Source organism: Thalassobaculum salexigens DSM 19539 (assembly GCF_000423805.1).
GTDB lineage: Bacteria > Pseudomonadota > Alphaproteobacteria > Thalassobaculales > Thalassobaculaceae > Thalassobaculum > Thalassobaculum litoreum.
On record NZ_AUIR01000012.1, the window covers coordinates 352035 to 368665 of the forward strand.

Consider the following 16631-nt stretch of genomic DNA (forward strand, 5'->3'; position numbering starts at 1 on the left):
CGGATAGCGCGCCCGGCGCCGCCGCGCGAGCCTATTCGGTGTTCGCTATTCCGCCGCCGACTGCATCGCGCGCACGGGATGCAGACCGAGCCGGTCGAACAGGGACAGGGTCCACTTGCGCACCCCGTCGTGGAACAGCTCCCAGCCCTTGACCTGGGCGCGCTTCGGCTGGCCGCCCGGCACCCCCAGACGATGGCCGCCGCCCATGTTCCAGCGGTGGATCATGTCGATGGTGATCTCGGGGTGGAACTGCAGCCCATAGGCCTTGTCGCCGTAGCGGAAGGCCTGGTTCGGGAAGGAGTTCGTGCCCGTCGCCAGCAGCTCGGCGCCCGCCGGGACCTCGAAGCCTTCGCGGTGCCACTGGTAGAAATGGGTCGAGTGCTCGAACAGCCCCTCGCGCTCGGCGAGCTCGGTGGGGACGACCTCGGTATAGCCGATTTCGGCATGCTTTTCGGGATGCGGCGAGACGGTACTGCCGAGCGCGCGGGACAGGATCTGGGCGCCGAGGCACAGGCCGAGATACGGCACGTCCGCGTCCAGGGCGCGCTTGGTGAAGTCGATCTCGTATCGGATGCCGTCCAGGCGCTGGCAGTCATTGGCGCTCATCGGGCCGCCAAACACCGCAATCCCCGCATAGTCCTTCAGGTTCTCCGGCAGGTCGTCGCCGATACAGGGGCAGCGCCTGTCGAGCCGGTAACCCCGCTCCTCCAACAGTTGGCCGACGCGGCCGGGGGTGGAGGTCTTCTGGTGAACGACGATGAGAAACCGGTCGGAACTCATGACTCTCCTTTGCGCAGCAGGAACTCGCGGCCGACCTTAACACGCGGCTCGCCATCGTAATCGATGATGTCGGCGGTTGCGTAGGTCTCGCTCCACTTGTCGGGGAGATAGGATCCGGTACCCACAACGTCCACCGGCGCCTTGGCCAAAGCCATCACCCGGCACTTCTCCGGCCCGAAGCCGGAAGAGGCGACGATGCGCACCTTGGGGAAGCCGGCCGCGTCCAGCCGCTCGCGCATCGACCAGATCGCCGCCGCCGACACGCCGGTGCCGATCAGCGAGCGCAGCTCGGCCTCCGTACGGTACCCGCGGATCGCCTCCGGCGCCTTGCGGTCCAGCACCGCATAGGCCTCGGCGGTGTCCAGCCCCTCGATATAGCGCCCGCCATGGGTGTCGAGCCGCACCGCCAGCCTGCCCTCGGCCGCCAGTTCCGGGAAGCGGCGGGCGACGGCGAGCGCGTCGGTGATCTCCTGGCCGAAATAGTCGACCAGCACGGTCAGGTTCTCGGCCGGGTGGGTCTCGTGGAACATCTCGGCGGCGCGCACGGTGGAGCCGGCATAGCCGATCAGGGCGTGCGGCATGGTGCCGAAACCACGGTTCTGGTCGAAGTAGCTGGCCGTCGCGTCGGTGGCATTGCCGACGAAGCCGATGGCGCCGACCTTCTTCTTCGCCTTGGCCGAGCCGACGCTAGCGCCGTAGGCCATGATCTCCGCCATCTCGGTGCCGGCGCAATGCCGGGCGTCCATGGCCAGGAACGCCGTCTTCGGCAGTTCCACGCACATGGTGTAGGCGTTGTACGCGGCGACGCAGGCGGCCCCCAGCTTCTGCAGATACTGGGTCTCCAGATCGACCAGGTGATAGAACGAGCCGGTGATGTAGAGCATCGGCTCGCCCGCGCCGACCCAGGCGCCTTCCTTGTGGAGGACCTGGATATCGACCTCCGCGCCGCGCTCGGCCATCATCCATTTCAGCCACTCGACGGAGAGCTTCGTGGCGCAGGTGACGGGGCGGCGCATGAAGACGGCATAGGTCACCCGCTTGTCGCCGAAGGCGGCGACGCAGTCCTTGGTGCGGGTGAAATACTTGTCGACATACCCCGACAGGGTATCCGGGGTGGGGTGACGAAGGGTGGTCGGCCAGCCGTTGCCGGCCGGATCCAACCGGTGATCGTCATCCCGTTCGATCGCGCTCATGGGACGTTCCGCTAATCTCAAGGCCTTAGAGAGTAGCGCTTGAGATGCGGCCGGGAAAAGAGGCGATGCGGAACGGCACCCCTCCTCACCCGCTACGAGCTCAGCTCGCCGCCTTCAGGGGCTGGGCGCCGACGCCGCCGCGACGACGGACCAGCATCTCGCCCACCAGGAACGCAAGCTCGAGCGACTGGGCGGCGTTGAGGCGCGGATCGCAATGGGTGTGGTAACGGTCCGACAGCGCGGCCTCGGTCACCCCGGTGGCGCCGCCGATGCACTCGGTGACGTCGCGGCCGGTCATCTCGAAATGCACGCCGCCGGCATAGGTCCCCTCCTCCTCGTGCACCTCGAAGAACGAGCGCACCTCGGCCAGGATCCGGTCGAACGGCCGGGTCTTGTAGCCGGTGGAGGACTTCACCGTGTTGCCGTGCATCGGGTCGCAGGACCACACAACGTGACGGCCCTCGCGCTCGACGGCGCGCACCAGCGGCGGGAGGCCGTCGCGGACCTTGTCGGAGCCGAAGCGCGCGATCAGGGTCAGGCGGCCCGGGTCGTTCTCCGGGTTCAGCGCGTCGATCAGCTTGAGCAGCTCGTCCGGATCCAGGCTCGGGCCGCACTTCAGGCCGATCGGGTTGTGGATGCCCTTGAAGTATTCCACATGGGCGCCGTCGAGGTTCCGGGTGCGGTCGCCGATCCAGACCATATGGGCGGCGGTGTTGTACCAGCCCCGGTCGTCGGTGATCGTGTCGCGCCGGGTCAGCGTCTCCTCGTAGTCGAGCAGCAGCGCCTCGTGGCTGGTGTAGACGTCGGTCTCGCGCAGCTGGGCGACGCTCTCCGGCGTCACGCCGCAGGCGCGCATGAAGGCCAGACATTCTTCGATACGGCCGGCGATCTGCTCGAACTTCTCGCCCTCGGGGCTCTTCTCCACGAAGCTGAGCGTCCAGCGATGCACATCTTCCAGATTGGCCAGACCGCCGGTGGCGAAGGCGCGGACCAGGTTCAGCGTCGCCGCCGACTGATTGTAGACCCGCAGCAGCCGCTCCGGATCGGGGATACGCGACGCCGGGTCGAAATCCATGCCGTTGATGATGTCGCCGCGGTAGCTCGGCAGCTCGACACCGTCGATCACCTCGGTCGGCGCGGAGCGCGGCTTGGCGAACTGGCCCGCGAGACGGCCGATCTTCACCACCGGCAGGGCGGCGCCGAAGGTCAGCACCACCGCCATCTGCAGCAGCACCTTCACGGTGTCGCGGATGTTGTCGGCGGAGAACTCCGCGAAGCTCTCCGCGCAGTCGCCGCCCTGCAGCAGGAACGCCTTGCCGGCCGCCACATCGGCCAGGGACGCGCGCAGGCGCTGGGTTTCGCCGGCGAAGACCAGCGGCGGGAAGGTGCGCAGGGTCGACAGCACACCGTCCAGCTTCTCCCGGTCGGGATACTCGGGCACCTGCCGGATCGGCCGGTCGCGCCAGGTCGTCGGGGTCCACTCGGTCGTCATAGCGCCCTCCCTCGGGGGATTGGGATCTCGAAAGCGTACGTTTGTTTTGCCGGTTTCTAACAGCGCGATGCCTGCACTGGAAGCCGATTCGCGCGGAAATCCGGCCTCATGCGCATCTCGTCGCGTTGCGCGGTGCCTTGGGAGGGGGCATCGTGCTCCCAATCAAACCTTGTGAGGCATTCATGACCGACACCTACCCGCCCGCGACTTCCGCCATGCATATCGACGACGAGAAGGTCCGGGTGACCGAATGGACCCTGGAGGCCGGCTCGGCGACCGGCTGGCACAAGCACGAGATGGCCTATGTCATCGTCCCGACCAGCGGCGGCCCCCTGCGCATCGCCACCCCGGACGGCGACGTCGCGGCGGAGATGGTAGTCGGCAAGCCCTACATCCGCCCCGCCGGAGTCGAGCACAACGTGATCAACGACGGCCCGGCGAAGGTCGTGTTCATGGAGATCGAGCTGAAGGAACCCGCTTCGGCCTAACGCCCGCGATGGCCCGATGACCGACACGCTCCCGCCAGAGCACATCCGGCGCCTCGCCGTCACCCGCGCCAGTGATCCCAGGGTTCTGTTTGCCTGGGCCGGGCAGCGGATGGCGGAGGCGCCTCTGGAGGGGCTGACCTGGTCGCGGCGCGCGCGGATCGCCGATCCGTTCGCGCCGCCGCCCCGGCATCGCGAGGCCCTGGCGCTGTGGAGTCTGGGCCGACCGCGCGACGCCGATGCCGCCGCAAGGCGCGGCCTGCTGCTCGGCCCCGGCGACGGCCCTGCCTGGATCAATTTCAGCAATGTGAAGAAGCGCCTGGGCGAGGATCCGCTGGCGCTCAAGCTCTGCGGCTGGGCGCGGGCCGCCGGCGCGCCGGCCCATATGGCCGACATGAATGCGGCGGTGCTGCTCCTGCGCCGCGGCGATTTCGCTCGGGGCTGGCAGCTCTACCGCGCCCGCCACAGGACGCTCGGTGCCGACCCGGCGACGATCTGGCCGGCGCTGCCGGAATGGGACGGGACGCCGATGGGCGGCCGACTGCGGCTGGTCACCGAGCAGGGTATCGGCGACGCGATCATGTTCCTGACCCTGGTGGACGCCCTGCGGGACCGGGTCGGATCGCTCACCCTGCTGGTGACCGCGCGGCTGCGGGCACTGGTGCAGCGCAGCTTCCCCGATCTCCACGTCGTCGCCCCCGACATCGACCGCCCGGTGGGGCCGCTGCCGCCGGCCGAGGCCTGGATCTGCGCCGGCGATCTGCCCGCCGCTCTCGGCCTCGCCCCGTCCGGCGCCGTCCGCCCGTCCAGATATCTCAAGCCCGATCCCCGCCGTCGGCAGCGCCTGCGGGCGGAGCTTCAACGGCGGCATCCCGGCAAGCGGCTGGTCGGCATCACCTGGACCAGCCGGGCGGAGGACGGCTGGCGACGGACCGTGGCGCCGGCCCTCTGGCGGCCGATCGCGACGCTGGGGGACGTGGCCCTCGTCTCGCTGCAGTACAGCGCGCGCCGGGCCGACCTGGCGGCATTCGGCGACCTGCTGGACATCGATCACGGGATCGAGCCGGCCGACGATCTCGACGGGCTTGCCGCGCTGGTCGCGGCGATGGACGTGGTAGTCTCGCCGCCGAACAACACGGTGCATTTCGCCGGCGCCCTGGGCGTTCCCTGTCACGTCATGCTGCCGGTCGACCCGGACTGGCGATGGGGAGAAGACGACAACTACCTTAGATGGTACGATAGATTGTATTGTCATCGCCAAAGACGCATCGGCGATTGGGCGCCGGTCGTCGACAGCGTCGTTCAGGATCTGCGCCATTCCCGTGAGCCGAAAGTCCCTCGATCTCCTGAATGAAGGTATCCGCCGGCAGAAGGCCGGGTTCCGCGCCCATGCCGCCAGCCTCTACACCCAGGTGCCCCAAGACGACCCGTATCACGCCGATGCGCTGAACCTGCTTGGCACCGTGCTGTTCGAGGAGGGGCGGATGCAGGACGCCGCCCGGCTCATCGGCCAGGCGGTCCGAAACAGCCCCGGCAACGCCGCCGCCTGGGCCAATCTGGGCGGCGTGGCCCGCCATATCACCCGACCGGACGCGGCGCTCGCCTGCTACCGCCGCGCCGTGCTGCTGGCGCCGAACAGAGCGGACGGGCTCGCCGGCCTGACCGGTCTCTCGGGCGGACGGCACCGCAGGACCACGCTGCGCCGGCGGCTGGCGCTCTGGCCGCTGGACGTGGACGCCCACATCGAGTTCGGCAACGAGCTGGCGGCCGACGGGGCGAACGACCGGGCCGCCCTGGCGTTCCGTCGGGTCCAGCTGCTGGCTCCCGCCTCCCCGGCCGGCGCCTACAACCACGGCAATGCGCTGCGCGATACCGGCGAAATCGACGGCGCCGATCTGTGCTATCGGCGCGCCCTGTCGATCGCCCCCGGATCCGCGGACATCCTGAACAACCGCGGACTGCTGTTCTTCAGCGGCGGGAGTTGGCCGGCGGCGGAAGCCTGTTTCCGCCAGGCTCTCGCCCACGCGCCGGACCATGCCGCCGCCAACGGCAATCTCGCCCGCACCCTGCAGAAGCGCGAGCAGCCGGATGCCGCCGTGCAGGCCTATCGGCGCGGCCTGCTGAGCGACCCGGCGAGTGTCCCGGCCTGTTGCGAGATCGCAGGGCTGATGGAGGCGGAAAGCTGGGCGCGTCGGGCGCTGACAATCAATCCGTTCGCGGCGGAGCCTTATAGCCGGCTGGCCCTGCTCGCCACGCGGGACCCAGCACGCACCGACGTGCTGTGGCGGCTGCGCCAGGGCGCCTGCATACGGCCCGAGACCGCGGATGTCTGGTACAATATCGGGGTCGAGCGTGGCCGCAGCGGCGACGCGGCCGCCGCCGTACGCTATTGCCGCCGGGCCACCCAGATAGATGACGGCCATGCGCTCGCCCATCTGAACACCGCCCTGGCCCTGCTAGTGCAGGAGCGGTTCGCCGAGGGCTGGGAGGAGCATCGCCGCCGGCTCGACTCGCCCGAAGCCGCCCCCTTCCTTCGGCGCTTCGCCATTCCGGAGTGGACCGGACAGGATCTCGCCGGGGCGCGGCTGCTGGTCTGGGGCGAACAGGGGATCGGCGACGAGATCCAGTTCCTCACCCTCGCGCCCGCGCTGCTCCGCCGCGGGGCGGCGCTGACTGTCCTCACCGAGCCGCGCCTGCGCCCGATCCTGCGCCGCAGCTTCCCCGGCATCGCCGTGCCCGAGGTCGCCTGCCCCACCGGCGGATGGGAAGACCATCACGGCTGCGACCTTCAGCACCAGCTGGCGCTGTTCTGCGGCGGAGAGGTGCGGCCGGAGCCGTGGATCGTGCCCGACCCGGAGCGGGCGAAGGTCCTGCGCGCCGGGCTGCAGGCGCGTCACCGGGGCAAGCGGCTGGTAGGCATCACCTGGCGCTCGATCGCGCCGAAGACCGGGGCGCGGCGCAGCATCCCGATCGACCTCTGGCGCGCAGTCGCGGCGATGCCGGAGGTGGCGCTGGTCTCCCTGCAATACGGCGCGGCACCGGAGGATTACGCCGCCTTCGCCGCGCAGACCGGCCAGCCGATCGACCATGCCCACGGGATCGAGCCGCTGGTCGACCTGGACGGACTGGCCGCCCTGGTGGCGGCGGTCGATCTGGTCGTCGCGCCGGCCAACAACACGGTGCATTTCGCCGGTGCGCTGGCCAAGCCGTGCTGGACCCTGCTGCCGACGCGGCCGGACTGGCGCTGGGGGCTGACCCGCGACGACTCGCTCTGGTATCCGCAGACCAGGGTGTTCCGACAGCAGCGCGACGGCGACTGGGAGCCGGTGATGGTGCGGGTGGCGGCGGCGCTCGGCGAGTGGGTGGAGGGACAATCCGCACGCGCCCCCTCGTCTTCCCAGACCTGATCCGGGAAGACGGCCATTGCGAATGCGACGGCCGCCTATCGGAAAGACATCACCAGGCCGGAGACGAAATCCGCCACCTTGCCCAGGGGCAGCACCGTGTCGGCGCCGCCATTCTCGAACGCCGCCTTGGGCATGCCGTAGACGATGGAGGTCGCCTCGTCCTGGGCCACGGTGCGGGCGCCGGCCTCACGCATGGCCAGCAGCCCGTCGGCCCCGTCCCGGCCCATGCCGGTCAGCACCACGCCGATCGCCCGCTTGCCGAGTTGCTCTGCGGCCGAATTCATCAGCACGTCCACCGCCGGACAGTGGCCACCGAAACGGCCGGTCTCGCCCGAGCGGGTCCAGATCCCTTTCGCATCCTTGCGCAGCCGGAGCTGGCGGCCGCCCGGCGCCACCACCGCGAGCCCCATGCGCAGCGGCAGGTCGTCCTGGGCCAGGGACACGTCCAGCGGCGAGGAGCGGTCGAGCCGGGCGGCGAAATCGCCGACATAGGCCTCCGGCATGTGCTGGACGATGACGATGGGCGGGCTGGTGCGCGGGGTCTTGGACAGGATCGCCAGCAGCGCGTCCGTGCCGCCGGTCGACGCGCCGATGCAGATGACGACGCCGAGATAGGGCGCGCCCGGCGCCACCGGTCGCGGCACCGCCGGAGCGCGGGTGGGGGCCGTGGCGGTGGCGGAGGCGGGGTCGGCCGCGGGAACCTGCGCCGCTTCGGCCCGGCGTAGAAGGTCGGCGATCTTCGGCGCCGCCGAGGCGAGCTGGGCGCGGATGTCGAGGTCCGCCACCTTCACCGAGAAGGTGCCCGGCGTGCCGAGGGCCAGCAGGGCCGGAGCTCCGCCCTCGCCCACGGTGACGAACACAATCGGGCGGCCGGCACCGATGGCGGCGGCCACCGCCGGCTTGAGGGTGCGGGCGTCGGCGTCGGTCCCGACGATCAGCACCGCGTCGGTCGCGGTCATCCGGTCCGGTGTCGCCCGGGTCGGGGTAACCGCGGTCACCTCGCCCAGTGTCTTCAGATCGTTCAGGGATTCCGATACCGCCTTGCGCAGCAGCGGGTCGGCCGCTACCACCACAACCCGCAGACTGCTCACGACCCGGCCCTCTTGCGAAAGATCGCCGGACGCTGCTGGTCGAGATATTTCCGCGCGAACTCGGCGTCGTCCGTGTGGCCGATGAACAGATAGCCGCCCGGCGCCAGCAGATGGGTCAGCGACTGGACCAGCCGCTCACGGGTCGGAGCGTCGAAATAGATCATCACGTTGCGGCAGAAGATAACGTGGAAGCCGCCGCGCAGAGCGCTCATCGACCCGACCAGATTGAGCCACCGGAACATGACGTCGTCGCGCACCGCCCTGATCACCCGTAAGCTGTCCTCGCCCGCCGGCTCCAGGAAGGAATCGCGCCAGGCCTGGGGGATGTGACGGAAGGTCTCCGACCGGTACACGCCCTCAGCACCCCTTTGCAGCGAGCGCTTGGCAATGTCGGTGGCCAGCACTCCGGCATCCATATCCTGGTAGTGCGCGCCGTAGAAGGTGCGCATCGCCATGGCGATGGAATAGGCCTCCTCGCCGGCCGCGGCTGCCGCGCTCCAGATCCGCAGGTCGCGCGACCGCTGGCGGCGCAGCCGCTCGGTGATCTCCGGCAGGGCGACCGAGGACAGGAACTCGAAATGCGCCGGCTCGCGGTAGAAATAGCTGTGGTTGGTGGAGAGCTGTTCGACGATGTCGATGAACAGGTCGCCGTTGCTCTCCGCCTCGGCGGCCTGCAGCAGCGCCTCCAGGTCCCGATGGCCGGTCCGGTCCATCAGGGTGCGCAGGCGCGACTGCAGAAAGCTCTCCGCATTGTCGGGCAGAACGATCCCGAACCGCGAATGGGCGAGCCGGCGGAAACTCTGAAGCTCCACTGTCGAAGCCTCAATACTTCCCGAAATTGCCGGACGTGATGGCGTCGTCGGTGTCCCGGTCGTCCTCCGCCTCGTCCTCCGCCACCTTGGCCGGCGCCTTCGACTTCTTGCGGGGCGGAGGGGCGTCATCGGCGTTGCCGCCGCCGGCGGTGTCGAGCTTGAACTGGGCCATCGACTTCTGCAGATCGGTGCCCTGACCGGCGATGGACGCCGAGGTGGCGGCCATCTGCTGGGCGGCGGCGGCGTTCTGCTGGACCACCGAGTTCAGGCGGTGAATGGCGACATTGATCTCGTCAGCCCCGACCGACTGCTCGTCGCTGGCGGCGCTGATGCCCTGAACCAGGTCCTTCACCCGGGTGATCTCCGGCAGCAGGTCGCTCAGCAGACGGTTGGTGTTCTCCGCCGCCTCGCGGCCGTCGGCCGAGGCGTCCTGGATCTCGCTGGCCGCCTGCTTGGAGATTTCCGCCAGGCGCGACACTTCCGAGGCGACCACGGCGAAACCGCGGCCATGCTCGCCGGCGCGCGCCGCCTCGACCGAGGCGTTCAGGGCCAGCAGCTCGATCTTCCGGGTGATCTCCTCCACAACCAGGATCTTGGCGGAGATGTCCTTCATTGCCGCCGCGGTCTGGGTCATGGCGTCGGCGCAGCGCCCGGCCTCCTGCGCCATCCGCTCGGAAACCTTCTCGGTCTCCTCGGAGTTCTTCGCGTTCTGACGGATACCGGCGGTCATTTCCTCCATCGCCGCGGAGGTCTCCTGGATACTGGAGGCCTGGTCGTTCACTCCGTCGGAGACCTGGCGCGCGGTCTGGCGCAACTCGTTGCTGCCGGTGGTGATGCCGTTCCCCACGGAGCTGATCGTGCCGAGGATGCCGATCAGGTTCTCCTGCATGTGCGCCAGCGCGGTCAGCACCCTGCCGATCTCGTCCTTGGCGTTGACCTTGCTGATCGGCACGGTCATGTCACCCATGGCGAAGCGGTCGACGGTGGCGACCGCGTTGGCCAGGCGGCTGCGAATGCGCATGGCCAGGGTGATGCCGACGAGCAGCGAGATGGCGCCGATGATCACGGCGGCGATGATCAGATGCTGGATCACCGTGTATTCGGCGGCCTGGATCTCGGCGACCGAGTCTTCGGTCAGTTTGTTGACCTTGTGGACGAAGTCGTCGATCGAGACCATCAGCTGGATCTGAAGCTTCTCGATTTCCTCCATCTTCGAGCCCAGGGTCGACAGGCGCGGAATGCGGGCGCCGGCGGCCTTGACCAGAGCCCGGTACTGGGTGATCACGCGGCCGGCGATCGTCGTGACCTGATCGCGCAGCTGGCGGATTTCCCGCAGGTTGCCCTTAAGATCCTGATAGAGCGCCTCGCGCTCATCCGGGATCTCCATGGCGGCGTCGATCACCGCTTCGATCGTGTTCAGCTCGGCCGCGACCTGTGCCGAGTATTCCTCGTATTTGGCGATGTAGCCTTCGCCGAGATCGCTGCGCCCCTGGCCGGAAACGGAGATCGCCACATGCAGCGCCAACTCCTGCTGGAGCTGGGCTTCAACCACCTTGAAGGCGCTCTGGGAGATCGGGGTTTCGGTCGTCGCGATATGGTCGACCTGCTTTGCCACCTGGGACAATGACAGGACCGTGTAACCGGCGAACGCGAACAGCGCCGCCGTCATGAACACCACAAGCGCGATGAGCTTTGTGGAAATATTGCTCAGCATCTGTCATCCCCCGATCGACCGGCCAGGCCCGATTCCATGGCCCTATTCTGACCGTTGGCTGGAAAAGCGCAATTAGTGGTTTGAATCCGAGGCTTGGCGAGGGCCACCCGCGTCTCGCCGCGGCGCGGTCGCCTGACGGACAGGCGAATCACCGCGCGGCGGGCAGGGCGGCCAGCACGACGACGATCACCATCGACAGCGCCATCAGCTTGTTGATGACCGACTGGGTGCGCGGCGACAGGTCGAGCCGCTTGAGCGACACCCCGGCCCACAGCCAGGTCAGGTGCACCGGGATCCAGATCACGTTGATGATCGCGAACTTGATCGCGATCTCCAGCGTCGGGTTCTCGGCCATGAAGTGAAAGCCGGAGAACAGGGTCGTGTTCACCGCGTAGGATTTCGGATTGATGAGCTGAAGCCCGATGCCGCCGGGGATGCCCGGCGCGCTCTTGCGCTCGACGAAGGCGACCCGCGATCCGGCCCAACCGATGCGGAACGCGAGATACAGCAGATAGGCGAGCGAGGCGTAGAGCAGGGTCGGGCCGATGATCGGATGGGCCAGGACCACGGCCGCGATCCCGGTCACCACCAGGAGCGCCGCCAGATTGGTGCCGATGAACAGGCCGACCAGAAACCGGATGCCCGATCCCGCGCCGAAGCCGGCGCCGATGCCGGCGGTCGTCAGCACCCCGATCCCAGGCGTGATGATCAGGAAGAACAGGGCGACGGCGAAGGTGAGCATGGGCGGGTCCGCGGGCGGGCAGGACGATCAGCCTAGCACGGCAGCCGCGGCCGACAGCACCCCAGACGGGCGGATCACATCCCCCCGCTCACCCGCAGGGTCTGGCCGGTCACCCACTCGGCATGGTCGGAGGCGAAGAACAGCACGGCGTTGGCGATGTCCTTCGGCGTGCCGATCCGGCCCATGGGGATGCGCTTGACCATGGCGGTCTGCCCCTCCTCCCCGTAGGACTCCCACTGCCGGACATAATCGGGGCTGGTCGGCATGAAGCCCGGGGCGACCGAGTTCACGGTGATGCCGAACGGGCCGAGTTCGGCGGAGAGCTGCCGTACGAAGCCGACCTGGGCGCTCTTCGCCGTGCCGTAGCTGTGGATGCCGGTCAGGCTGACATTGAACGCCGCCCCGCTGGAGATCACCACGATGCGGCCGGTGCCGGCCTGCTTCATGCCGGGCGCCACCGCCTTGGCCAGGTGGAAGGCGCCGTCCAGATTGACCGCCTGGATCGCCCGCCAATCCTCCAGAGTCACCTCCTCGATCGGGCGCTTCGACTGGCCCTTCACGCCGCCGGCCACATGCACCGCCACGTCCACTGCGCCCGACGCACTCTCAGCCTCTGCCGCCTCGACCGCCGCCTTCACCGCGTCGAAATCGGTGACGTCGACCACGTGGGGGTGGATGGTCCCCCCGCGCTCGGGCGACGCCGTCCTGCGGGTCTCCTGCAGACCGTCGGCGAGAATGTCCCAGGCATGCACCGTCGCTCCGAGCGCGGCGAAGGCATGGGCGATGCCCTGGCCGATGCCGCGCACGGCGCCGGTGACGACGACGGTCCTGCCCTCGAAGCCGATCTCCATGGCTCAGGCCGCCAGCGCGGCGCGGAGCTGCGGGAAGCGCTCCACCACCCCGTCGAAGGCTGCGCGCAAGTCGGAGCCGTCGCCGGCCAGCGTTGCCGGATCCAACGCGTCGATCGCCTCGAAGACCCGATGCTTCACGAAAAACCGCCAATGCACCGGCGTGGCCGCCAGCAGCTCGGTCAGGGCGTCGTAATTCGCCCGGGTCCAGATCTTCTCGTAGGCGAGCCGGTTGGCCCCGTAATCGAAGAACCCCTCCTGCTTCGGCCGTTCGCGGGCCAGGTCGGCGCGCAGCCTGGCCGTTGCCGCCTCGTCCACCCCGCCCGGCGTCAGCACCACGCCGTAGCTTTGCTTCGCCGCCTTGGTCGACACGAAGCCGCGCCGCACGTCCCACAGCACGGCCGCCGGATCGCGCTCCAGCGGATCGCCCCAGCCGCCGGAGCCGCCGGACGCGATATGCACCACGTCCCCCGGGCCGATGGTCAGGATGTCCACATTGCCCAGGTTCTCCTCGCGGTTGCTCCCCGGGTTCAGCACGAACTTGGAATGGCTGCCCGCCTTGCCGCCGAGGATTCCCCAGGAGGAGAACCGGGTGCGGTCGCGGTTGCGGGCGGTGACGCGGGTGTTCGGCGCGTGCGCCTGGAAGATCATCTCCAGCGCGTTGCCGCCGCGATACTTGCCAGCGCCGCCGGAATCCTGACACAGGCCGTAGCGCAGGATCTTGAACGGCACCTCGGCCTCGTTGATCTCCACCGGCGTGTTCTTCAGGAACGAGGCGTTGGCGCCCGAGCCTTCCGTACCGTCGCCGCGCGGACTGCCGCCGGCCCCACCGGAGATCGCGCCGATCGCCGCCATCACGCGCCGGCCGGTGCGGTTGTCGATGGTGTTCACGTTCATGATCGGTCCGCCCGAGGCCGGGCTCGACGGCAGACGATCCGGCGCCGCCTGGGCGAAGGCGCCGAAGATCACGCCTTGCAGACGCTGCACCGACAGGGTGCGCAGGCCGACCGCGGCCGGGAAGACCGGGTTCACGATGGTGCCCTCGGGCAGGATCGACTCCGCCACCCGGCACACGCCGGAATTCAGGAACAGGGTCGGGTCGAGCGAGTAGAGGATATAGACGAAGCCCACCATCAGCAGCGCATGACGGGGCTGGCCGCCCGTCGGCATGTTCACCGAGGACTCGATCTGCGGGTCGCTGCCGGTGAAGTCGAGCACGCAGGTCTCGCCGCGGATCTTCAGGGTGAGCGCGATGCGGCAGGGGAAGCCGCCCGCGGCATCTTCGTCCAGGTAGTCGTCGAAGAAATAATCCCCGTCCGGCAGGGTCGCCATGATCGAGCGGGCCTGCTGTTCGGCATAGTCCAGCAGCCCGGCGACGCCGGCTTTGAAGGTCTCAACGCCGAACTTGGCGATCATCTCGTGGACCCGGCGCTCGCCGGTGTTCATGGCGGCGATCTGGGCCTTCAGGTCGCCCCAGTTCTGCTCCGGCATGCGGACATTGGCGAGCATCACGTCGATGAGCTCGTGGTTGAACGCCCCCTTCTTCACCACCTTGGCCGGCGGGATGCGGATGCCTTCCTGATGCACTTCGGACAGGGTGCGCGAGATGCTGGCCGGGACGGCGCCGCCGACATCGGTGTTGTGGATATGGCCGACCACGAAGCAGACGATCTCGCCCTCGTGGAACACCGGCTTCCAGATATGCATGTCCGGCGAGTGGGTGCAGACGTGACCGCTATAGGGGTCGTTCGTCATGCAGATGTCGCCCTCGTCGTAATGGTCGATCATCCGGATGACGGTGCCGTAGTTCAGGCCGACGAACCATGTGGCGCCCAACTCGACCGGCGTGGCGAAGGTCTCACCCTCCGGCGTGGTAAGGCCGGTGGTGAAGTCCTCGGTCTCCTTCACGAAGGTCGAGTGCGCCGTGCGGTAGAGGGTGAAGGCCATGCTCTCGGCGGCGGCCCGGCAGTGATTCTTCAGGATCTCCAGCGTGACCTTGTCGATCGCCATGGCTCAGCCCTCCCGGCTCAGAATCAGGTTACCGCTCGGGTCCACCGTCGCGGTGAAGCCGCCGAGCACACAGGTGGTGCAGTCGTCCTGGGTCACGATGGCGGGCCCCGGGAAACTCTGGCCGGCGTAGAGATCGCCGCGCGCGTAGACAGCCGCCGTGTGGGTGGCACCGTCGTAGAAGACCGGCACCGAGGCGGTCGCCACCGGCGCCGCGTCGGAGGTCTCGACCGGGGCGAATTTCGGCTTCGGCGGGGTACCCACGACGACCAGGCGCAGGTTGATGATCTGCACCGGCGCGTCGGCGTCGGCATGCTCGTAGATCCGCTCGTGGGCCGCATGGAAGGCGCCCGCCATGGCATCCAGGTCGCCGCTGTCGATCCACTCCGCGTCCAGCGGCGTCTCGATCTCGTAGGACTGGCCGCGGTAGCGCATGTCGGCCGAGTGCAACAGCGTCACCGCGCCCTCATAGCCGTGCTCGTCGCGGATCCAGGCAATGGCGGCCTCGCGCAGGTCGGCATAGACGGCGCGCATCTCCTCCAGCGAGCCGGTCTCCAGGTCGAGATACACGGTGCGGATGAAGTCGTTCTTGATGTCGGCGATCAGGCCGCCGAAGGCGCTCAGCACGCCCGGCACCCGGGGGATGACGACCTCGCGCATCCCCAGTTCGCGGGCGAGGAAGCAGGCCATCATCGGGCCGGCCCCGCCGAAGGCGATCAGCGACAGCTCGCGCGGATCGATGCCGTGGCGCGACACCAGCTTCGACACCTCCAGATACATGCCGGAGGTGGCGACCCGGATCACCGCTTCCGCCGTGTCCTGAACGCTCTTACCGATCTTCTCGGCGACCGTGGCCATGGCCGTTTCCGACAGGTCGGTGCGCATCGACACCGCGCTGTAGCCGAGCGCCGCCTGGCCGAGGAAACCGCAGACCACGAAGGCGTCGGTGATCGCCGGCCGCTCGCCGCCCCGGTCGTAGCAGGCCGGGCCCGGGGTGGAGCCGGCACTCTCCGGGCCGACCTTCAGCACCCCATGCGGATCGACCCAGGCGATGGACCCGCCGCCCTCGCCGATGGACGTGACCGAGACGGTCGGGATGTAGATCGGGAACTCGCCGATCACCTCGCCGATGCCGTATTGCGGGGTGCCGTCGCGGATGATCGCCACGTCGGCGCTGGTGCCGCCGATATCCAGGCTCATCGCCGCCCTGGCCCCGGTCTCCATGGCGACGCTGGCCGCGCCGATCACGCCGGACGCGGTGCCGGACAGCAGCATCTGGGCGCATTCCTGCTTACCGATCTCCGCCGTCATCACCCCGCCGTTGGACTTGGTGATCATCGGTTCCGCCGGCACGCCGGCCGAGGCCAGCGCCTTCTGGAGCGAGTCCAGGTAATGGGCGACCCGGCCCTGGACATAGCCGGCGACCACGGCGGTCACCGTGCGCTCGTATTCGCGGATCACCGGCCAGACCTCGCTGGCGCAGGTCACGGTCAGCTCCGGCGCCTTAGCCTTGATGATCTCGGCAACCCGCTGTTCATGCGTCGGGTTGCGGTAGGCGTGCAGCAGGGCGACCACCACGCCCTCGCCGCCGACGGCCCTCACCCCTTCGATGGCGGCGTCGACGCTGGCCTCGTCCAGCGGTGTGTCGACCGACCCGTCGAACAGCATGCGTTCGTCGATGGAGAACACCCGGTCGCGGGTCACCAGCGGCTCCGGCCGGCCGGAGAACAGGTCGTAGGGGTCCGGCATCTTGAGGCGCGCGACCTCCAGCACGTCCTCGAAGCCACGGGTGGTGAACAGGCACAGGGTGATGCCCCGGCGCTGGATCACCGTGTTCACGCCGACGGTGGTGCCATGGGTGAAGTAGGTGACCTGCTGCGGCGTCACACCGTAGCGCTCGGCGAGGCCGGTGATGCCGGCGATCACTTCCTGACCGGGGGTCTGCGGCGTGGAGAAGACCTTGAGCGTGTGCAGCGCACCGCTGTCCTCGTCGAAGGCGCAGAAATCAGTGAACGTTCCGCCGATATCGACGCCGACGCGATAACCCATGCCCGTCTTCC

Annotated in this window: 13 protein-coding genes; 3 read left to right on the forward strand and 10 right to left on the reverse strand. The window is 68.8% G+C overall.

The genetic code is table 11. The features are described 5' to 3' along the window. Nucleotides 1-45: 45 nt before the first annotated feature. The 3 genes from G578_RS0101625 to G578_RS0101635 form a co-directional block, all read right to left on the reverse strand. Nucleotides 46-780, reverse strand: a complete 735-nt coding sequence (locus G578_RS0101625) for a glutamine amidotransferase-related protein (RefSeq protein ID WP_028792767.1) — start codon at nt 778-780, stop codon at nt 46-48. Continuing rightward, entirely contained in the window at nt 777-1973 is a 1197-nt protein-coding gene (locus G578_RS24190) for a beta/alpha barrel domain-containing protein (protein WP_038013016.1), read from the reverse strand. The genes G578_RS0101625 and G578_RS24190 overlap by 4 nt, the downstream gene beginning before the upstream one ends. A gap of 100 nt (nt 1974-2073) precedes the next feature. After that, on the reverse strand, nt 2074-3465 hold the full coding sequence (locus G578_RS0101635) for a class II 3-deoxy-7-phosphoheptulonate synthase (RefSeq protein WP_028792768.1): 1392 nt from the start codon (nt 3463-3465) through the stop codon (nt 2074-2076). Nucleotides 3466-3647: 182 nt separating this feature from the next. Here G578_RS0101635 and G578_RS0101640 point away from each other — a divergent pair, with 182 nt between their 5' ends. The 3 genes from G578_RS0101640 to G578_RS0101650 are packed head-to-tail and all read left to right on the forward strand — an operon-like array spanning nt 3648 to nt 7357. After that, nucleotides 3648-3953 carry a cupin domain-containing protein gene (locus G578_RS0101640; protein ID WP_028792769.1) on the forward strand — a complete coding sequence of 102 codons (306 nt, stop codon included), beginning with the start codon at nt 3648-3650 and terminating at the stop codon, nt 3951-3953. 16 nt (nt 3954-3969) lie between these two features. After that, a complete protein-coding gene (locus G578_RS0101645) occupies nt 3970-5304 on the forward strand; it encodes a glycosyltransferase family protein (RefSeq protein ID WP_028792770.1) in 1335 nt (444 codons plus the stop codon). Then, nucleotides 5273-7357 carry a tetratricopeptide repeat protein gene (locus G578_RS0101650; RefSeq protein ID WP_028792771.1) on the forward strand — a complete coding sequence of 695 codons (2085 nt, stop codon included), beginning with the start codon at nt 5273-5275 and terminating at the stop codon, nt 7355-7357. The genes G578_RS0101645 and G578_RS0101650 overlap by 32 nt, the downstream gene beginning before the upstream one ends. A 35-nt stretch (nt 7358-7392) precedes the next feature. Here G578_RS0101650 and G578_RS28055 read toward each other — a convergent pair whose 3' ends face one another. The 7 genes from G578_RS28055 to G578_RS0101685 form a co-directional block, all read right to left on the reverse strand. After that, on the reverse strand, nt 7393-8448 hold the full coding sequence (locus G578_RS28055; protein ID WP_156907167.1) for a CheB methylesterase domain-containing protein: 1056 nt from the start codon (nt 8446-8448) through the stop codon (nt 7393-7395). Then, nucleotides 8445-9260: a CheR family methyltransferase gene (locus tag G578_RS0101660; protein WP_028792772.1), complete on the reverse strand. Its 816-nt coding sequence runs from the start codon at nt 9258-9260 to the stop codon at nt 8445-8447. The genes G578_RS28055 and G578_RS0101660 overlap by 4 nt, the downstream gene beginning before the upstream one ends. Nucleotides 9261-9270: 10 nt before the next feature. Then, nucleotides 9271-10974 (reverse strand): methyl-accepting chemotaxis protein, encoded by a 1704-nt coding sequence (locus G578_RS28060; RefSeq protein ID WP_051243561.1) that lies wholly within the window; start codon nt 10972-10974, stop codon nt 9271-9273. Nucleotides 10975-11122: 148 nt separating this feature from the next. Next, nucleotides 11123-11716 (reverse strand): LysE family translocator, encoded by a 594-nt coding sequence (locus G578_RS0101670; RefSeq protein WP_028792773.1) that lies wholly within the window; start codon nt 11714-11716, stop codon nt 11123-11125. A 74-nt stretch (nt 11717-11790) separates the two neighbouring features. Then, nucleotides 11791-12567 carry an SDR family NAD(P)-dependent oxidoreductase gene (locus G578_RS0101675; protein ID WP_028792774.1) on the reverse strand — a complete coding sequence of 259 codons (777 nt, stop codon included), beginning with the start codon at nt 12565-12567 and terminating at the stop codon, nt 11791-11793. A 3-nt stretch (nt 12568-12570) separates the two neighbouring features. After that, nucleotides 12571-14574 carry a hydantoinase B/oxoprolinase family protein gene (locus G578_RS0101680; protein WP_028792775.1) on the reverse strand — a complete coding sequence of 668 codons (2004 nt, stop codon included), beginning with the start codon at nt 14572-14574 and terminating at the stop codon, nt 12571-12573. 3 nt (nt 14575-14577) lie between these two features. Then, entirely contained in the window at nt 14578-16620 is a 2043-nt protein-coding gene (locus G578_RS0101685) for a hydantoinase/oxoprolinase family protein (protein ID WP_028792776.1), read from the reverse strand. Nucleotides 16621-16631 lie beyond the last annotated feature (11 nt).

Excerpts from the sequence above, each read along its gene's own strand:
- G578_RS0101625 (WP_028792767.1), bottom strand. The coding sequence starts at position 780 with ATGAGTTCCGACCGGTTTCTCATCGTCGTTCACCAGAAGACCTCCACC.
- G578_RS24190 (WP_038013016.1), bottom strand. The coding sequence starts at position 1,973 with ATGAGCGCGATCGAACGGGATGACGATCACCGGTTGGATCCGGCCGGC.
- G578_RS0101635 (WP_028792768.1), bottom strand. The coding sequence starts at position 3,465 with ATGACGACCGAGTGGACCCCGACGACCTGGCGCGACCGGCCGATCCGG.
- G578_RS0101640 (WP_028792769.1), top strand. The coding sequence starts at position 3,648 with ATGACCGACACCTACCCGCCCGCGACTTCCGCCATGCATATCGACGAC.
- G578_RS0101645 (WP_028792770.1), top strand. The coding sequence starts at position 3,970 with ATGACCGACACGCTCCCGCCAGAGCACATCCGGCGCCTCGCCGTCACC.
- G578_RS28060 (WP_051243561.1), bottom strand. The coding sequence starts at position 10,974 with ATGCTGAGCAATATTTCCACAAAGCTCATCGCGCTTGTGGTGTTCATG.
- G578_RS0101670 (WP_028792773.1), bottom strand. The coding sequence starts at position 11,716 with ATGCTCACCTTCGCCGTCGCCCTGTTCTTCCTGATCATCACGCCTGGG.
- G578_RS0101675 (WP_028792774.1), bottom strand. The coding sequence starts at position 12,567 with ATGGAGATCGGCTTCGAGGGCAGGACCGTCGTCGTCACCGGCGCCGTG.
- G578_RS0101680 (WP_028792775.1), bottom strand. The coding sequence starts at position 14,574 with ATGGCGATCGACAAGGTCACGCTGGAGATCCTGAAGAATCACTGCCGG.
- G578_RS0101685 (WP_028792776.1), bottom strand. The coding sequence starts at position 16,620 with ATGGGTTATCGCGTCGGCGTCGATATCGGCGGAACGTTCACTGATTTC.